The sequence below is a fragment of the Jatrophihabitans endophyticus genome (assembly GCF_900129455.1).
Classification (GTDB): domain Bacteria; phylum Actinomycetota; class Actinomycetes; order Mycobacteriales; family Jatrophihabitantaceae; genus Jatrophihabitans; species Jatrophihabitans endophyticus.
In genome coordinates this window covers 791,651-807,093 of the sequence record NZ_FQVU01000003.1, presented here as the reverse complement: position 1 = coordinate 807,093, position 15,443 = coordinate 791,651, and the positions used below count along the sequence as shown (strand labels likewise).

The following is a 15,443-nucleotide window of genomic DNA, read 5'->3' as shown; positions in this document are numbered from 1 at the left end:
TCTACGGTCTGGACCATGCGCCTGTCGATGTCCAGCCGCCAGCTCGCCGCCGCCGCGACCGACCGCCCCCGCTGGCGCGACCGCAAGCGCTACCTCTGGCTGCTGGGGACGGTGGTGCCGCTGTTCCTGTTCGCCGGCTGGGGGCTGGTCGAGCTGACCGGGCTCGGCCTCTTCTGGTGGATCGGGCCGATGGTCGTGCACGCGCTCATCCCGCTGCTCGACGTCGTGATCGGCGACGACCGCAACAACGCGCCCGAGGAGGCGCTGGCCTGGCTGGAGCAGGACCGCTACTACCGGTGGGTCACCTACCTGTTCCTGCCGTGCCAGTTCGTCGCGTTCTTCACCGGGTTCTGGCTGATGACCCGGGGCGACGGAATGACGGTGATCGACCGCCTCGGCGTCATGACGACGCTCGGCCTGCTCAACGGCATCGCGATCAACACCGCCCACGAGCTCGGCCACAAGAAGGAGCATCTGGAGCGCTGGTTCGCCCGCATCGCGCTCGCCCCGAGCGGCTACGGCCACTTCTTCATCGAGCACAACCGCGGCCACCACGTCCGGGTCGCGACCGCCGACGACCCGGCCTCCAGTCGGCTCGGCGAGTCCTTCTGGCGCTTCTGGCCGCGGACGGTCCGGGGCAGCGTGGTCAACGGCTGGCGGCTCGAACGCACCCGGCTGCGGCGGTTGGACACGGGCGTGTGGACGCTGCGCAACGACGTCCTCAACGCCTGGGCCATGACGCTCGTGCTCTGGGCGGTGACGATCGCGCTCTTCGGCGTCGGCGTCCTGCCCTACCTGCTCGGCCAGGCCGTCCTCGCCTTCAGCCTGCTCGAAGCCGTGAACTACCTCGAGCACTACGGCCTGCTGCGGGAGACGACCGAGCGCGGCCGGCCCGAGCGGGTGACGCCGCGGCACAGCTGGAACTCCAACCACCTGACGACGAACCTGTTCCTCTACCACCTGCAGCGCCACAGCGACCACCACGCCAATCCCACCCGGCGCTACCAGTCGCTGCGCCACTTCGACGAGTCACCGCAGCTGCCGGCGGGCTACGCGGCGATGATCCTCTTGGCCTACGTCCCGCCGCTCTGGCGTCGGGTGATGGACCCGCGGGTGCTCGCGCACTACGACGGCGACGTCACCCGGGCCAACATCGACCCCGCCCGCCGGGAGGTCGTGCTCGCCCGCTACGGCCGTCCCGGGACGCGGACGTCCGCCGCGGCGTGACACGCTGGACCCATGGCCGGCTACCGCTGCGAGGTCTGCGACTACGTCTACGACGAGGCGGCCGGCGAGCCGCGTGAGGGCTTCCCGCCGGGCACCGCGTGGACGGACGTCCCCGACGACTGGACGTGCCCGGACTGCGGGGTGCGCGAGAAGGTCGACTTCGTGCCGGTGCCGGCATGACGGTGCCCTACCCGACGGCGGCGCGCGCGCTGCTGCGCGACACCGTGCTCGCCGCCGTCGACGATCTCGCCCGGCGGCGGGGCTGGGCGGCGACCACGATGGCCGACGTCGCCAAGGCGGCGGGGGTCAGCCGGCAGACGCTCTACAACGAGTTCGGGTCGCGTCCGGCGCTCGTCGAGGCGTACGTGGCCCGGGAGATCGAGACGCTGGTCGACGCGGTGGGCACGGCGGTGCGCGCGCACGCCGACGACGCCCACGTGGCCCTGCGCAACGCGTTCGCCCTGTTCCTGGAGCTCGCCTCGGACGAGCCGGTGGTGCGCATCATCGTCGCCGAGAGCGGATCGGCCGAGGACGGCGAGCTCACCCGGTTGCTGACCGGCCTGGGCCAGCGGCTCGCCGGCGAGCGCATCGCCGTCCTCATCCCCGAGGTCTGGCCCCAGGTCGGCCCGGTCGACGCCCGGCTGGTGGCCGACTCGCTCGTCCGTATGGCGATCAGCCACGCGCTCGTCCCCGTCGACGACCCGGCCGTGGTCGCGTCCGGCGTCGGGCGGATGCTCGCCCCGTTCGTCGACCAGGTCCTCGACGGCTGACCCGCGCGGGGCCGCCGGCACTCAGGGCGTGAGCTGCAGGATCGGCCGGCCGTCGGCCAGGGTGACCTGCACGGCCGCGATGCGGTCGCGCGGCACCTCGGTCCCGCCGACGAAATCGGTGGTGCCCTCGCCGAGGGTCCAGCCGCCCGCGTCGAAGCGGCGCCGGTCGACGTCGACGACGACCAGTCGGTAGGTCGTCCCCGGCTGCAGGTCGCGCTTGTACCGGCACCGCAGATCGATCTGCGTGCCCCAGCGACGCCCGACGAGTTGGGCCGACGCCTCGACCGGGTTGGGCCGGACGGCGACGAACGCCCGCGGCGGGTCGGGCCGGTCCTGCTGCCGGTCACCCGACGGCCAGAACACGATCGCCAGCACGGCGAGACAGGCCGCGGCGAGGCCGGCGAGCACCCCGGTGCCGGCGGCGACCACGCGGCGGCGGCGGCGTTCGTGCTCGGCGCGGCGCAGCAGACCCGGCAGCAGCGTGTCCGGCAGCAGCGTGTCCGGCAGCAGCGTGTCCGGCAGAGCGTCGGGCGAGTCCCCCACCGCGCCGGCGGCCTCGCCGCGGGGGCCGGCCGCGGCGAGCAGCAGCATCGCCGCCCGGGCCTCGGCGACGCGGCCGCGGCACTCGGCACAACCGGGCAGGTGCGCCTCGAACGCGTCCCGGTCGGCGTCGTCCAGCGCCCCGAGCACGTACGCGCCGTCGTGGTGGTGGAACTCGTCGGCCCCTGTCACGATGCCCCTCCCAGCTCGTCGATCGCGAGCCGCAGCGCGCGCAGCGCGTAGTGGGTCCGCGACTTCACCGTTCCCGGCGGGACGCCCAGCGTCGCCGCCGCCTGGCCGACCGACGAGCCGCGGAAGTAGCACTCGTGCAGCACGGCGCGGTGCTCGGCCGACAACGTCCGCATGGCGGCGAGGACGAGGTGCCGGTCGACGGTCTGGTCCGTGGTGTCGGCCACCGGCCGTTCGGGGACGTCGTCGGTGACCCGCTCCCGTCGCGAGCGCGCGGTGCGCCACTCGTCGATGACGATGCGCTTGGCGACGGTGAACAGCCAGCCGCGCGGAGACCTCGCGGTCTGCGCCAGGACGGCCGGCGTGCGCCACGCCCGCAGCATCGTCTCCTGGACGACGTCCTGCGCCTGGCCGCGGTCGCCGTTGGTCAGGCCCAGCACGTAGGACCACAGCGCGGCGCCGTGCTCGTCGTGCAGCGTCCGCAGCATGGCGGCACCGGTGTCGGTGTCCCTCGGCACGGGCGCCAGTGTGCCGCGTTCGGCCATGACCGTCGACGCCCCCGTCCCCACGTCCTTACTTACGTGTCGGATGTGCAAACGGTTCGATCCAGTTGAACGCTGAACCGACGACGACCTTGATCCGTTTCCCCCGACATGCCTACCGACACCACCGTGACCCGCCGCACCCTCCTCGTCGCCGGCGCCGCCACCGCCGGCGCGGCCGCTCTCGCCGCCTGCTCGGGCGGCTCCGACGGCGCCGCGACCGACGACACGGCCGAGGCGCAGACCCCCACCGCCGGCGCCTCGACCGCGAGCACCCCGGCGCGGCGGAGCGAGAGCAGCGACGCCACCACCTCCAGCTCGGCGCCCTCGACGTCGAGCGCGGCGGCCGCCGCTTCGCTGGCCACGCTCGCCGACATCACGGTCGGTGAGTCCGTGGCGGTGAAGCTGCCCAACGGCAAGCCGGGGGTGGTCACGCGTACCTCGCAGACCGCGGCGGTGTGCTTCAGCGCCGTCTGCACGCACCAGGGCTGCACCGTGAAGCCGGACGGGAAGCAGTTCACCTGCCCGTGCCACAACTCCACCTTCGACGCCGCGACCGGCAAGGTGCTCGGCGGACCGGCCCCGTCGGCGCTGCCGAAGGTGACGGTCAAGGTCGTCGGCGGCGAGGTCGTCCCGGGCTGACCGGGGGCTGGTCGGGTTGTCGCACGGCCCGTATACGCGCTGTCGCACGGCCCGTATACGCGCTGTCGCACGGCCCGTATACGCGCTGTCGCACGGCCCGTATACGCGCTGTCACACGGCCCGTATACGCGCTGTCCTACGACCCGACCGGACCAGTGCGGCTGGGGGGGCATCGGGCGACGACTCGGCCCGGGCCGCGACCGTCAGGTCACTCGGAGGCGGAGCCCTCGCCCGGGTCGTCCACCGGCGTGGCGGCGGCGCCCGCCTCGTCGGCCGAGGCGGTGTCGCCGCCGGTGGGCGCCGGCAGCAGCGCGGTGAGCGCCGCGCCGGAGTAGCGGCGGAACTTGCGCTTGCCGCGGTTGCGGTCGAGCACCGCGACCTCGAGCTGGGCCGCCGTCAGCGAGCGGCGCTCGCCGCCGTCGCCGGCCGTGGCCAGCGCGTCGACGGTCGCGGCGAGGGCGTCGCGCAGCGGCTGGCCTGCGACGAAGACGCGGCGCATCTCGCCGGTCAACGCCTCGGCGTTGCCGCCCATGACGAGGAACTCCGGCTCGTCGGCGATCGTCCCGTCGTAGGTGAGCCGGTAGATCTGGTCGTCCTCGGCGACGTCGCCCACCTCGGCCACGCAGATCTCGACCTCGTAGGGCTTCTGCTGCTCGGTGAAGATGGCCCCGAGCGTCTGCGCGTACGCGTTGGCCAGCCCGCGGGCGGTCACGTCCCGCCGGTCGTAGGAGTAGCCGCGCAGGTCGGCGAGCCGGATGCCGGCCACCCGCAGGTTCTCGTACTCGTTGTACTTGCCGACCCCGGCGAAGCCGATTCGGTCGTAGATCTCGCTCACCTTGTGCAGCGCCGAGCTGGGGTTCTCGGTGACGAACAGGATGCCGTCGGCGTACGTGCGGACGACGGCACCGCGGCCCCGGGCGATGCCCTTGCGCGCGAACTCGGAGCGGTCGCGCATGATCTGCTCGGCCGAGGCGTAGAACGGCATGCTCATGGTCTGGTGCTCCCTCAGGCGCCCGGGCGGGCTTCACGGTCGGTCAGCAGCGCACGGACGACCGCGCCGAGCTCGTCGTCGGGCACGCGCGTCGTGCCGTCGGCGGTGGCGGTCATGACGACCGGGTAGATGCCCCGAGTCACGTCCGGGCCACCGGTGGCGGAGTCGTCGTCGGCGGCGTCGTAGAGCGCTTCCACGACGACGCGCACGACCTCGTCGCGGCTCAGGTTCTCGCGCCAGAGCTTCTTCAGCGCCCCGCGGGCGAACAGCGATCCGGACCCGACGGAGTGGAAGTACCGCTCGGCCGAGCAGGAGCCGGTGACGTCGTAGCTGAAGATGCGCCCCGCCCGCGCCGGGTCGTCGATCTCGAGGTCGTAGCCGGCGAACAGCGGGACGACCGCGAGCCCCTGCAGCGCCATGCCCAGGTTGCCGCGGATCATCGTCGCGAGCCGATTGGCCTTGCCGGCGAGGGTGAGCTCGGTGCCCTCGATCTTCTCGAAGTGCTCCAACTCGACCTGGAAGAGCCGCACCGTCTCGATGCCCAGCCCGGCCACGCCGGCGATCGCGATCAGCGTGTAGTCGTCGGCGGCGTACACCTTCTCGATGTCACGCTGGGAGATGAGGTTGCCCATGGTGGCACGGCGGTCGCCGGCCATCACCACGCCGTCGGCGTACTGCGCGGCGACGATGGTGGTCGCGTGCGGCACGGTGACCCCGTTCGTGGGCGCGGCCGGCAGCAGGTCCGGCGCGGCGACGGTCAGGAAGTCGGTGAACGACGACGAGCCGGGCGATGTGGCGTACTGCAGGATCCCGTGGTTGCCGGGACCGGCGTTGCGGCCCGTCCGTTCAGTGCTCACGCGTCGCTCCTCGCTCCTGCCGGGCAGTCCCGGAAACGACCCTACCCACGCGCGACGACCGCGCGGCGGGGTGTCAGCCGACGGTGCTCGCGCGGCGGGCGGCGATCACTGACCGCCCTTCTGCACGAACGCGCGCACGAAGTCCTCGGCGTTGGTCTCCAGGACGTCGTCGATCTCGTCGAGGATCGCGTCGACGTCCTCGGTCAGCTTCTCGTGGCGCTCGGCGACGTCGGAGCCGTTCTCGACGGCCTCCTCGGCCTCGGTCTCCTGCTGCCGCTGTGGCTTGGACTGGCCGCTCTCGTGGGTGGGCATGCGCGGCCCCCTCTCTGCCTCTCGCCCACACCCTAGCTCGCGGTCGCGCCCGCAGCGCGCCCGGCGAACGGCCCGCCGCCGGCCGGTGCTGCGTGAGCGCGGAGAGGGCGTGGGTAGACCGGCGCAATGGACGGAAACCCTCGCCTGCTCATCGGCCCCGTGCTGCGCTTCGTGGGACGGACCGACGCGACCGTCTGGGTCGAGACCGACGAGCCGTGCGAGGTGGAGATCCTCGGGGTGCGCGAGCGCACGTGGAGCGTCGAGGGGCACCACTACGCGATCGTGGTCGTCGACGGCCTGCAACCGGGCAGCGCGACCGAGTACGACGTCCGCCTCGACGGGGAGGCGGCGTGGCCCGACCCCCGCTCCGACCGGCCCGCCAGTCGCATCCGCACGCTCGCCGACGACCGGCCGCTGCGGCTCGTGTACGGCTCGTGCCGGTACGGCCGGGGCGCGGTGAAGCTCGCCGACAAGCACTTCGACCCGGACTCGCTGGCCGCCTACGCGCGGCTGCTCACCACCGCGGCGGACGAGCAGTGGCCCGACGCGATGCTGATGCTCGGCGACCAGGTGTACGCCGACGAGACGTCCGAGGCGACGCAGCGGCGCATCCGGGCGCGACGCGACGTCTCGCAGGGCGCCGGCCTCGAGCTCGCGGACTTCGAGGAGTACACCTGGATCTACCTCGAGTCCTGGACCGACCCGGACGTGCGCTGGCTGATGTCGACGGTGCCGTCGTCGATGATCTTCGACGACCACGACGTGCGCGACGACTGGAACACCTCGCACGAGTGGCGCACCGACATGCAGGGCACGGACTGGTGGCAGGAGCGCGTCGTCGGCGGGCTCTCGTCGTACTGGGTGTACCAGCACCTGGGCAACCTCTCCCCCGCCGAGCTGCGCGAGAACGACCTCTACCGCCAGGTGCGCACGAGCGACGGCGCCGCGAGCACCGCGGCGCTGCGCGAGTTCGCGGCCCGCGCCGACAGCGAGGCCGACGGCCACAAGGGCGCTCGGTGGTCGTTCCGACGCGACTTCGGCCGCACCCGGCTGCTGATGATCGACTCCCGCTGCGGACGCATCCTGGCCGACGGCCGGCGCTCCATGGTCGACGAGGACGAGTTCGCCTGGATCGAGCAGCAGCTCGGCGACACCCCGGACGCCGACGGCGGCGACGGCGACAGCGGGTACGACCACCTGCTGATCGGCACCTCGCTGCCGTGGCTGCTCGCGCGGGCGCTGCACGACATCGAGGCGTGGAACGAGGCCTTGTGCGACGGCGGTCGGGGAGGCCGCGTCGCTCGCTGGTCGGAGAAGCTGCGCCGCGGCGCCGACCTCGAGCACTGGGCGTCCTTCCACGACTCGTTCGAGCGGCTCGGCACCATGATCGAGTCGGTCGCGGCCGGCCGGCGCGGGTCGGCCCCGGCCACGGTGTGCGTGCTCTCCGGCGACGTCCACCACGCCTACATCGCCGAGGCGACCTTCTCCACCTCGGTCACCTCGCGCATCTACCAGCTGACCTGCTCGCCGCTGCACAACTACGTCCCGGCCTACATGAAGGTGACGTTCCGCGTGGCGTGGAGCCGCTTCGCCGAGCGCTTCACCCGGGTCCTGCTCGGCCTGGTGCTCCGCGTGCCCAGGACGTCGGTCCGGTGGCGTCGGCTCGCCGGGCCCTACTTCGGCAGCGAGATCGCCGAGCTGGTCATCTCCGGGCGCCGTGCGGAGACGGTGTTGCGCCGCTCGGCCGCCCCCGGCGACGAGGGTGAGCTCGTCGAGGTCGACCGCCGCACCCTCGCCGCCTGAGCCGACCGCGGCGTCAACGCGCGAGGTCGCGGACGAACTCCCCGAGCTGGGCGAGGTTGCGGCACTCGACCATGGGGACGACCTGGCCGAACTCGGCGGCCCGGGAGTCGCCGGTGTCCCACGCCGCGCGCCGCTCGGGGTTCAACCAGTGGCTGTGGCGGGCGCGCTCGGCGAGGGCCTGCAGGGTCGGCAGGGCGAGCGACCCGTAGTTGCTGCGCGCGTCGCCGAGCACGAGCAGCGACGTCCGCGGACCCACGGCGTCCGGGAAGCGCTCGGCGAACAGCTCGACGGCCCGACCGTAGTCGGTGCGGCCCACGAGCCCGGCGACGTCGGCCTCTGCGGTGAGGGCGGTGACGGCGTCGAGGACGTCGCCGCCCGGGCGGAAGAACCGGGTCAGCTCGTCGACCTCGTCGACGAAGCCGAACGCCCGCACCCGGGTGAACTGCTCGCGCAGCGCGTAGACCAGCAGCAGGGTGAAGTGGGCGAACAGCGACACCGACTCGCTCAGGTCGCAGAGCACCACGAGGTCGGTCTTGAGCGGGCGGCGGGGGCGGTGCCGCGTCGTCATGTGCACGCCGCCGGTCGACAGCGCCGAGCGGATGGTCGCCCGGAAGTCGAACGCCCCCCGGCTGCCGCGCCGCTGGTCCTGGGCGAGGCGGGCCGCCAGCCGCCGGGCCAGGGGCTGGATCTCGCGTCGCAGCGCGACCAGGTCGCCGCGTGTCGCACCAAGGAAGTTCACCTGGTCCAGTGCGGGACGGACCGCGGTCCGCGCCACCGTGGCGGCGTCGGACTGCTCGGCGAGCCGACGGGCGACCTCGGCGCCGACCTGCCGCTCGAAGCGGGCGATGCGGGTCTCGACGGTGGCGCGCGCCCGGCGCTCGGCGATGCCGCCGCGTCCGCCGCCGGGTTCGCCGCCGGCGAGGAAGGAGTCGAGCAACCCGGCCAGCAACGTGCGCGCCGACACCGCGTTCAGCACCGCCAGCTGCGACCAGGATCGCTGACCGGCGCGGCGACCGGGCACGCCGCCGAATGCGGTGACCGCGTCGCGCACGGCCTCGTCGAGCTGCCGCTCGTCGCCGTCGCGCAAGTAGTCCGCGAGCTGCTCGCGCACGCGATCGCGCACCGGGTTCTCGAGCGGGCCGCGGTGCGCGGCCCCGGCCGGCCGCGGGGCGGGCTGCCGGTCGGTCGGCGGGACGGTCGACTCACCGGTGACCCGCGGCCAGAACAGGTCGAACACGGTGTCGAACACCGGACGATGGGGCTGCCGTTTCACCAGCGTCGCCGCGAGGACCGCCCGCAGCTGCTCGCGCTCGAGCAGGTCGACGGCACCGCAGGCGCGGACCGCGTCGATGCTCTCGGCCACGGACACGACGAGGCCCGCGTCGCGCAGCGCCGCGACGAAGCCGAGCTGCCGGTCGAGCAGCGTCGCCCGCGTCGCGGGCCCCGCACCGGGCGCCGCGGGGCCGTCCCCGCTCACGAGGTCAGCCCCAGCTCCTTCGCAGCCCGTGCGTGGTCCGACCGGTGCTTGAGCACGACGCCGAGCGTGCTCGCGATCGCCGCCTCGTCCAGGTCGTCGACCCCGAGCGCCACCAGGGTGCGCGCCCAGTCGATCGTCTCGGCCACCGAGGGCAGCTTGCGCAGCTCGAGCGCCCGCAGCGTCGCGGCGGTCTGGACGACCTGCTCGGCGAGGGCCTCCTGCACGCCGGGCACCTGGCCGACGATGATCTCCCGCTCCCGTTCGGCCGCCGGGTAGTCGAGGTAGAGGTAGAGGCAGCGCCGCTTCAACGCCTCCGACAGCTCGCGGGTCGCGTTCGAGGTGACGACCACGAACGGGCGCCGGGTGGCGGTCACCGTGCCGAGCTCGGGGATGGTGACCTGGTACTCCGAGAGCACCTCCAGCAGCAGCGCCTCGACCTCGACGTCGGTCTTGTCGGCCTCGTCGATCAGCAGCACGGTCGGCGCGTCGCGCCGGATCGCGCGCAGCAGCGGGCGGGCGAGCAGGAACTCGTCGGTGAAGATGTCGTCGTGCGTCCGTTCCCAGGTCGCGGCGTCGCCGCCCCGCGCCGCCTCGACCTGGATGCGCAGCAACTGCTTGCGGTAGTTCCACTCGTACAGCGCGCGCGCCTCGTCGAGACCCTCGTAGCACTGCAGCCGGATCAGTTCGGCCGACGCCGCCCGCGACACCGCCGTGGCGAGCTGGGTCTTGCCCACCCCGGCCGGCCCCTCGACCAGCAGCGGCCGCTCCAGCCGGGCAGCGAGGAAGACCGTGGTGGCCGTGGCGGTGTCGGCGAGGTAGCCGACGCCGGCGAGAGCGGCCCGGACGGCGGCGGGAGAGTCGAACACCCTGCCATCCTGCCCCGCCTCGTGCACCGCCCGCACCACGGTCAGCTCGACACGTCGTTCACCGCCCGGGCGACGCGCAGCAGCTCGCGGTGCGGCCAGCGGGCGGTGTCGAGGCGGACGAGCACCGCCAGCCCCGGTCGCACCAGCCAGAAGACCTCGTCGCCCGACACCCACCCGGGACGGCCGTGCACGTGCGTCGGGACGTAGCGGGCCTCCCCCGCCGGGCGGTCCTGGTAGTCGACGAGCCAGTCGTGCAGGCGCCGCGGTGTCGACAGCCGGTCGCCGCGCAGCACGTCGACGGTCAGGTCGAACCGCCAACCGGTGGTCGTGCGCGACTCCCAGACCCGGGAGACGAACCCCACGTCGTCGTAGTCGTAGGCGAAGTCGGTGCTGGCACCGACGCCGGCGGGCAGGTAGCCGATGCGCAGGCCGTCGAGCGCCGGGCGGGGCGGACCGGCCGAGGCCACCGCCGTGACGGCCGTCAGCGGCAGCAGCGCGCAGGTGAGCAGGAGCAGCAGGAGACGTCGCACGATCGTCCTCTCGTCGAGGGCCGCCTCACGGCCCGGGAGGACGAGCCTGGCCCGCCGCGCCGCGCGGCGGAGCCCCCCGGCGTCGGCTGTGGACGACGGGCCGGGCTGTGGACACGCCGGCCGCGAAGCGTCGGCACCCCGTGCTGCTGCACGGGCGCGGCGCTCAGTAGCCCAGCTCGTGCAGCCGGTCGTCGTCGATGCCGAAGTGGTGACCCACCTCGTGGACCACGGTGGTGCGTACCTCGGCCACGACCTCGGCCTCGGAGTCACACGCCGCGAGGGTCGCGAGCCGGAAGATCGTGATCCGGTCCGGCAGCACGGCGGAGTAGTCCGACATCCGCTCCGTCAGCGGAACGCCCTCGTACAGCCCGAACAGACCGTCACCGGGGCCGTCGGGCGGCGCGTCCTCGACCTGCACGACGACGTTGCGCATGAGCCGGGTGAACTCGGCCGGCAGCGTGTCCAGCGCCTCGCCCACCATGTCCTCGAAGCGGTGCCGGTCGACCTCGATCACGCGGACCGCGTCTCAGGCCGCCCGGGCACAGACCGGGCAGAGGCCGAACAGCTCGACGGTGTGGTCGACCTCGGCGAAGCCGTGCTCGCGGGCGATCTCGCTGGCCCATCGCTCCACGGCACGTCCCTCGATCTCGACGGTGTGCCCGCAGCGGCGACAGACGAGGTGGTGGTGGTGCCCCGCGCCCGGGTCGCCGCAGTAGCGATACGTCGCCTCGCCCTCGGGCGTGTGGATGACGTCCACCACGCCGTCGTCGACGAGGGACTGCAGGTGTCGGTAGACGGTCGACAGCCCGACGGCGTCGCCGTTCGTGCGCAACACCGCGTACACGTCCTGCGCGCTCCGGAACCCGCCGGCGTTGTGCAGGGCGTCGCGGACCGCGCCGCCCTGCCGGGTCGCCCGCTGCCTCGTCGCCGCCACGACCCCAGCCTAGCTGGTAACCGTTACGAACACCGTAGGAACGTCCTAGGCGAACTCGCTCACCGGCGGGCACGCACAGACCAGGTTGCGGTCCCCGAACGCGCCGTCGATGCGGCGCACCGGCGGCCAGTACTTCGCCCGCTTGTCGACACCGGGCGGGAAGGCGGCGAGCTCGCGCGGGTACGGGCTCGTCCACTCGCCCGTGACGCTCTCGGCGGTGTGCGGGGCGTTGCGCAACGGGTTGTCCTCGACCGGCCACTCCCCCGCCGCGACGCGGTCGATCTCGCCCTTGATGGCGATCATGGCGGCCACGAAGCGGTCCAGCTCGGCGAGGTCCTCGGACTCGGTGGGCTCGACCATCAACGTGCCCGCCACGGGGAAGGACATCGTCGGGGCGTGGAAGCCGTAGTCGATCAACCGCTTCGCGACGTCGTCGACGGTGACGCCGGTGGCCTTGGTGATGCCGCGCAGATCGAGGATGCACTCGTGCGCCACCAGCCCGTGGGTGCCGCTGTAGAGCACCGGGTAGTGCTCGGCGAGCCGCTTAGCGACGTAGTTGGCGGACAGGATCGCCGCGCCCGTCGCGGCCGTGAGCCCGGCCGCGCCCATCAGTCGGATGTAGGCCCAGGTGATGGGCAGGATCGCCGCCGAGCCCCAGGGCGCGGCCGAGATCGCGCCGGACCCGGCCTCGGGACCGGCGGTGCGCTGCAACGGGTGGTTGGGCAGGTAGCCCGCGAGGTGGGCACGCACCGCCACCGGGCCGACGCCGGGACCGCCGCCGCCGTGCGGGATGCAGAACGTCTTGTGCAGGTTCAGGTGCGAGACGTCGGCGCCGAACCGGCCGGGACGCGCCAGGCCCACCATCGCGTTGAGGTTTGCACCGTCGACGTAGACCTGCCCGCCCGCGTCGTGGACCAGGGCGCAGACCTCGCCGATGTGCTCCTCGAAGACCCCGTGCGTGGACGGGTAGGTGACCATGATCGCGGCCAGCCGGTCGGCGTGCTGCGCGATCTTCGCCCGGAGGTCGTCGAGGTCGATCTCGCCCTGGTCGCCACCGGTCTTGACGACGACGACGCGCAGCCCCGCCATGACCGCCGAGGCGGCGTTGGTGCCGTGCGCGGACGCGGGGATCAGGCAGACGTCGCGCTCGTGGTCGCCGCGCCCCTGGTGGTACTGGTGGATCGCGAGCAGCCCGGCGAACTCGCCCTGGGCCCCGGCGTTCGGCTGCAGCGACACCGCGTCGTACCCGGTGATCTCGCACAGCCACGACTGCAGGTCGGCGATCACCTGGGCGTAGCCGTCGAACTGCCCCTCCGGCGCGAACGGGTGCACGTTCGCGAAACCGGGATTGGTGACCGGCTCCATCTCGGTGGTGGCGTTCAGCTTCATGGTGCAGGAGCCGAGCGGGATCATGCCGCGGTCGAGGGCGTAGTCGCGGTCGGCGAGACGGCGCAGGTAGCGCAGCATCGAGGTCTCGGAGTGGTGCGTGTTGAACACCGGATGCGTGAGGAAGTCGGTCGTGCGCGTCTCGGTCGAGCCGCCCGCGGCGATCTCGCGGTCGAGGCGTTCGACGTCGGCGAGGCCGTGGTCGACGCCGAAGGCCCGCCACACCGCGACCACGTGCTCGCGCGTCGTGGTCTCGTCGCAGCTGACCGACACGGTGCGCTCGTCGACGCGGCGCAGGTTGATGCCCGCCGCCAGCGCCGCCGCGACGACCTCGTCGGCGCGCCCGTCGCCGACCGTTACCGTCACCGTGTCGAAGAAGGCGCCGGCGAGGACGTCGCACCCGCCCCCGGCCAGGCCCTCGGCCAGCACCCGGGCGAGCCGGTGCACGCGGCGCGCGATCGCCCGCAGGCCGTCCGGGCCGTGGTACACGGCGTACATGGACGCCATGACGGCCAGCAGCACCTGCGCGGTGCAGATGTTGGACGTGGCCTTCTCGCGCCGGATGTGCTGCTCGCGCGTCTGCAGCGCGAGCCGGTAGGCCGGTGCGCCGTCGGCGTCGACCGACACCCCGACGAGCCGACCGGGCAGCTGCCGCTCCAGACCCGAACGCACCGCGAGGTAGCCGGCGTGGGGCCCGCCGAAGCCGAGCGGGACGCCGAAGCGCTGCGTCGTCCCCACCGCGATGTCGGCACCGGCCGCGCCGGGCGACGCCAGCACGGTGAGCGCGAGCAGGTCCGCGGCGACGACGGCCTGCGCACCACGCTCGTGGGCCGCCGCGACGATCGGGCCGAGGTCGCGCACCCGCCCCGACGCCGCGGGGTACTGCACGAGCACGCCGAACACGTCGCCCTCGGGCAGCGGGTCGTCGAGCTCCTGCGTCACGACCTTCAGCCCGAGCGGGACGGCGCGGGTACGCACGACGTCGAGCGTCTGCGGCAGCACGTCGGCGTCCACCACGAAGGTGTTGCCGTTCTTCGCGGCACGGTGCGCGAGCGCCATCGCCTCGGCGGCGGCGGTCCCCTCGTCCAGCACGGACGCACCGGCGACGGCGAGCCCGGTGAGGTCCTCGACCATGGTCTGGAAGTTGATGAGCGCCTCGAGGCGGCCCTGACTGATCTCGGGCTGGTAGGGCGTGTACGCCGTGTACCAGGACGGGTTCTCCAGCACGGTGCGCCGGATGACCGGCGGGGTGATCGTGCCGAAGTAGCCGAGCCCGATCATCGAGGTCAGCACCTGGTTGCGCCCGGCCAGGGCGCGCAGTTCCGCGGCCACCTGCGCCTCGGACGCCGCGTCGGGCAGGGCCAGGGCCAGCTGCTCGCGGATCCCGGCCGGGACGGCGTCGCCGAGCAGGTCGTCGAGCGAGGCGTAGCCGAGGGTCTCGAGCATCCGCTGCTGATCGGTGACGGTGGGGCCGATGTGGCGGGCGGCGAAGACGTCGTCGTGCTCGAGGTCGGACAGGGACTGGCTCATCAGTGCTCCGGGGCTGGGCCTGACACGGCCACCGTCGGTGACAGCGTCCCCCTCTGTCGGGCGGACGCCCTCCAGAGTGGCCTGCGCCGTGCGGTCCTGGTGCCTGAGAGGTTCCGGGGAGGTTGCCCCTTCGGCGCTGGTCGTCGTCGACGACGCCAGCTCTCCCGCGCGGGTTCGATCAGCCGTGCTCGACGGTACCAGCGATCGCCGACACGACTCGACGCGACGCGGGAACGCGTCAGGCGGTGGCGGAGCGGCGCTGCCGGCGCTGCGACAGCTCGTCGCCGGCGCCGGTGACCGCCGGCTCGGCGCTGCCCTCGTCGAGGTCGGCCCGCTCGCTGGGCAGGTGCTCGAGGGAACCGCGCAGCTCGCGCAGCGCGCCGCTGACCGCGATCCCGAAAACGCCCTGACCGCCCTGCAGCAGGTCGACGACCTCCTCTGACGACGTGCACTCGTAGACCGTCGTGCCGTCGGAGAGCAGCGTCACCTGGGCGAGGTCGGCCACGCCGCGTGCCCGCAGCGTGTCGACGGCGACCCGGATGTTCTGCAGCGAGACGCCTGCGTCCAGCAGTCGCTTGACCACCTTGAGGACCAGGATGTCCTTGAACGAGTAGAGCCGTTGGCTGCCCGAGCCCGACGCGGTGCGCACGGTGGGGACGACCAGCGAGGTACGCGCCCAGTAGTCGAGCTGGCGGTACGTGATGCCGGCGGCGGCGCAGGCGGTCGGGCCGCGATAGCCGACGCCCGCGGTGTCGTCGGCACCCGACTCGGCCGGATCGGCGAACAGCGATCCCTGCATCGGCAGCTCGTCCATGTACGCATCCTTCTCCGACGGGCTGGTGCCCGC

The 15,443-nt window shown here is 73.3% G+C and carries 17 protein-coding genes and 1 riboswitch; of the genes, 5 read left to right on the top strand and 12 right to left on the bottom strand.

What is annotated here, in order from left to right; translation table 11 throughout:
- Positions 1-15: 15 nt before the first annotated feature.
- Genes BUE29_RS14005 through BUE29_RS14000 form a run of 3 tightly spaced genes read left to right on the top strand, consistent with a single transcriptional unit; the run spans position 16 to position 1,997 of the window.
- The gene (locus BUE29_RS14005; protein WP_234971455.1) at positions 16-1,227 is read left to right on the top strand and encodes an alkane 1-monooxygenase; all 1,212 of its coding nucleotides are present in this window, start codon (positions 16-18) and stop codon (positions 1,225-1,227) included.
- A 12-nt stretch (positions 1,228-1,239) separates the two neighbouring features.
- Entirely contained in the window at positions 1,240-1,407 is a 168-nt protein-coding gene (locus BUE29_RS23175; protein ID WP_234971454.1) for a rubredoxin, read from the top strand.
- On the top strand, positions 1,404-1,997 hold the full coding sequence (locus BUE29_RS14000; RefSeq protein ID WP_084181037.1) for a TetR/AcrR family transcriptional regulator: 594 nt from the start codon (positions 1,404-1,406) through the stop codon (positions 1,995-1,997). Before BUE29_RS23175 ends, BUE29_RS14000 begins: the two co-directional genes overlap by 4 nt.
- A gap of 21 nt (positions 1,998-2,018) precedes the next feature.
- Here BUE29_RS14000 and BUE29_RS13995 read toward each other — a convergent pair whose 3' ends face one another.
- Together BUE29_RS13995 and BUE29_RS13990 are read right to left on the bottom strand one after the other, a co-directional pair.
- The gene (locus tag BUE29_RS13995; protein WP_073390894.1) at positions 2,019-2,729 is read right to left on the bottom strand and encodes a zf-HC2 domain-containing protein; all 711 of its coding nucleotides are present in this window, start codon (positions 2,727-2,729) and stop codon (positions 2,019-2,021) included.
- On the bottom strand, positions 2,726-3,271 hold the full coding sequence (locus BUE29_RS13990; protein ID WP_073390893.1) for a sigma-70 family RNA polymerase sigma factor: 546 nt from the start codon (positions 3,269-3,271) through the stop codon (positions 2,726-2,728). The genes BUE29_RS13995 and BUE29_RS13990 overlap by 4 nt, the downstream gene beginning before the upstream one ends.
- Before the next feature lie 126 nt (positions 3,272-3,397).
- Here BUE29_RS13990 and BUE29_RS13985 point away from each other — a divergent pair, with 126 nt between their 5' ends.
- Positions 3,398-3,910, top strand: coding sequence for a QcrA and Rieske domain-containing protein (locus BUE29_RS13985; RefSeq protein ID WP_234971452.1), 513 nt, complete (start codon positions 3,398-3,400; stop codon positions 3,908-3,910).
- Positions 3,911-4,118: 208 nt separating this feature from the next.
- Here BUE29_RS13985 and prcA read toward each other — a convergent pair whose 3' ends face one another.
- The 3 genes from prcA to BUE29_RS13970 form a co-directional block, all read right to left on the bottom strand.
- The gene (gene prcA, locus BUE29_RS13980) at positions 4,119-4,901 is read right to left on the bottom strand and encodes a proteasome subunit alpha (protein WP_073390891.1); all 783 of its coding nucleotides are present in this window, start codon (positions 4,899-4,901) and stop codon (positions 4,119-4,121) included.
- A 14-nt stretch (positions 4,902-4,915) separates the two neighbouring features.
- Positions 4,916-5,710, bottom strand: a complete 795-nt coding sequence (gene prcB, locus BUE29_RS13975) for a proteasome subunit beta (RefSeq protein WP_073391181.1) — start codon at positions 5,708-5,710, stop codon at positions 4,916-4,918.
- Between the two features lie 153 nt (positions 5,711-5,863).
- Entirely contained in the window at positions 5,864-6,070 is a 207-nt protein-coding gene (locus BUE29_RS13970; protein ID WP_073390890.1) for a ubiquitin-like protein Pup, read from the bottom strand.
- A gap of 126 nt (positions 6,071-6,196) precedes the next feature.
- Here BUE29_RS13970 and BUE29_RS13965 point away from each other — a divergent pair, with 126 nt between their 5' ends.
- Entirely contained in the window at positions 6,197-7,873 is a 1,677-nt protein-coding gene (locus BUE29_RS13965) for an alkaline phosphatase D family protein (protein ID WP_073390889.1), read from the top strand.
- A 13-nt stretch (positions 7,874-7,886) separates the two neighbouring features.
- Here BUE29_RS13965 and BUE29_RS13960 read toward each other — a convergent pair whose 3' ends face one another.
- The 7 genes from BUE29_RS13960 to BUE29_RS13930 all read right to left on the bottom strand — a co-directional run bounded on the left by BUE29_RS13960 (position 7,887) and on the right by BUE29_RS13930 (position 15,410).
- The gene (locus BUE29_RS13960) at positions 7,887-9,350 is read right to left on the bottom strand and encodes a VWA domain-containing protein (protein ID WP_234971450.1); all 1,464 of its coding nucleotides are present in this window, start codon (positions 9,348-9,350) and stop codon (positions 7,887-7,889) included.
- Positions 9,347-10,216, bottom strand: a complete 870-nt coding sequence (locus tag BUE29_RS13955) for an AAA family ATPase (RefSeq protein ID WP_073391179.1) — start codon at positions 10,214-10,216, stop codon at positions 9,347-9,349. Before BUE29_RS13955 ends, BUE29_RS13960 begins: the two co-directional genes overlap by 4 nt.
- Positions 10,217-10,257: 41 nt before the next feature.
- The gene (locus BUE29_RS13950; RefSeq protein WP_073390888.1) at positions 10,258-10,746 is read right to left on the bottom strand and encodes a hypothetical protein; all 489 of its coding nucleotides are present in this window, start codon (positions 10,744-10,746) and stop codon (positions 10,258-10,260) included.
- A gap of 163 nt (positions 10,747-10,909) precedes the next feature.
- Positions 10,910-11,257: a metallopeptidase family protein gene (locus tag BUE29_RS13945; protein ID WP_073391178.1), complete on the bottom strand. Its 348-nt coding sequence runs from the start codon at positions 11,255-11,257 to the stop codon at positions 10,910-10,912.
- Positions 11,258-11,272: 15 nt separating this feature from the next.
- Entirely contained in the window at positions 11,273-11,680 is a 408-nt protein-coding gene (locus BUE29_RS13940; RefSeq protein WP_073390887.1) for a Fur family transcriptional regulator, read from the bottom strand.
- Positions 11,681-11,725: 45 nt separating this feature from the next.
- Complete coding sequence (gene gcvP, locus BUE29_RS13935; protein ID WP_073390886.1) at positions 11,726-14,596, bottom strand: aminomethyl-transferring glycine dehydrogenase; 2,871 nt, start codon at positions 14,594-14,596, stop codon at positions 11,726-11,728.
- A gap of 81 nt (positions 14,597-14,677) precedes the next feature.
- Positions 14,678-14,773, bottom strand: a riboswitch (glycine riboswitch).
- A 61-nt stretch (positions 14,774-14,834) separates the two neighbouring features.
- Positions 14,835-15,410, bottom strand: coding sequence for a MerR family transcriptional regulator (locus BUE29_RS13930; RefSeq protein ID WP_073390885.1), 576 nt, complete (start codon positions 15,408-15,410; stop codon positions 14,835-14,837).
- Positions 15,411-15,443: the final 33 nt, after the last annotated feature.

Coding starts and splice junctions, on each gene's coding strand:
- BUE29_RS13965 (WP_073390889.1), top strand. CDS start 6,197: ATGGACGGAAACCCTCGCCTGCTCATCGGCCCCGTGCTGCGCTTCGTG.
- gcvP (WP_073390886.1), bottom strand. CDS start 14,596: ATGAGCCAGTCCCTGTCCGACCTCGAGCACGACGACGTCTTCGCCGCC.
- BUE29_RS13970 (WP_073390890.1), bottom strand. CDS start 6,070: ATGCCCACCCACGAGAGCGGCCAGTCCAAGCCACAGCGGCAGCAGGAG.
- BUE29_RS14005 (WP_234971455.1), top strand. CDS start 16: ATGCGCCTGTCGATGTCCAGCCGCCAGCTCGCCGCCGCCGCGACCGAC.
- BUE29_RS13930 (WP_073390885.1), bottom strand. CDS start 15,410: ATGGACGAGCTGCCGATGCAGGGATCGCTGTTCGCCGATCCGGCCGAG.
- prcA (WP_073390891.1), bottom strand. CDS start 4,901: ATGAGCATGCCGTTCTACGCCTCGGCCGAGCAGATCATGCGCGACCGC.
- BUE29_RS13990 (WP_073390893.1), bottom strand. CDS start 3,271: ATGGCCGAACGCGGCACACTGGCGCCCGTGCCGAGGGACACCGACACC.
- BUE29_RS23175 (WP_234971454.1), top strand. CDS start 1,240: ATGGCCGGCTACCGCTGCGAGGTCTGCGACTACGTCTACGACGAGGCG.
- BUE29_RS14000 (WP_084181037.1), top strand. CDS start 1,404: ATGACGGTGCCCTACCCGACGGCGGCGCGCGCGCTGCTGCGCGACACC.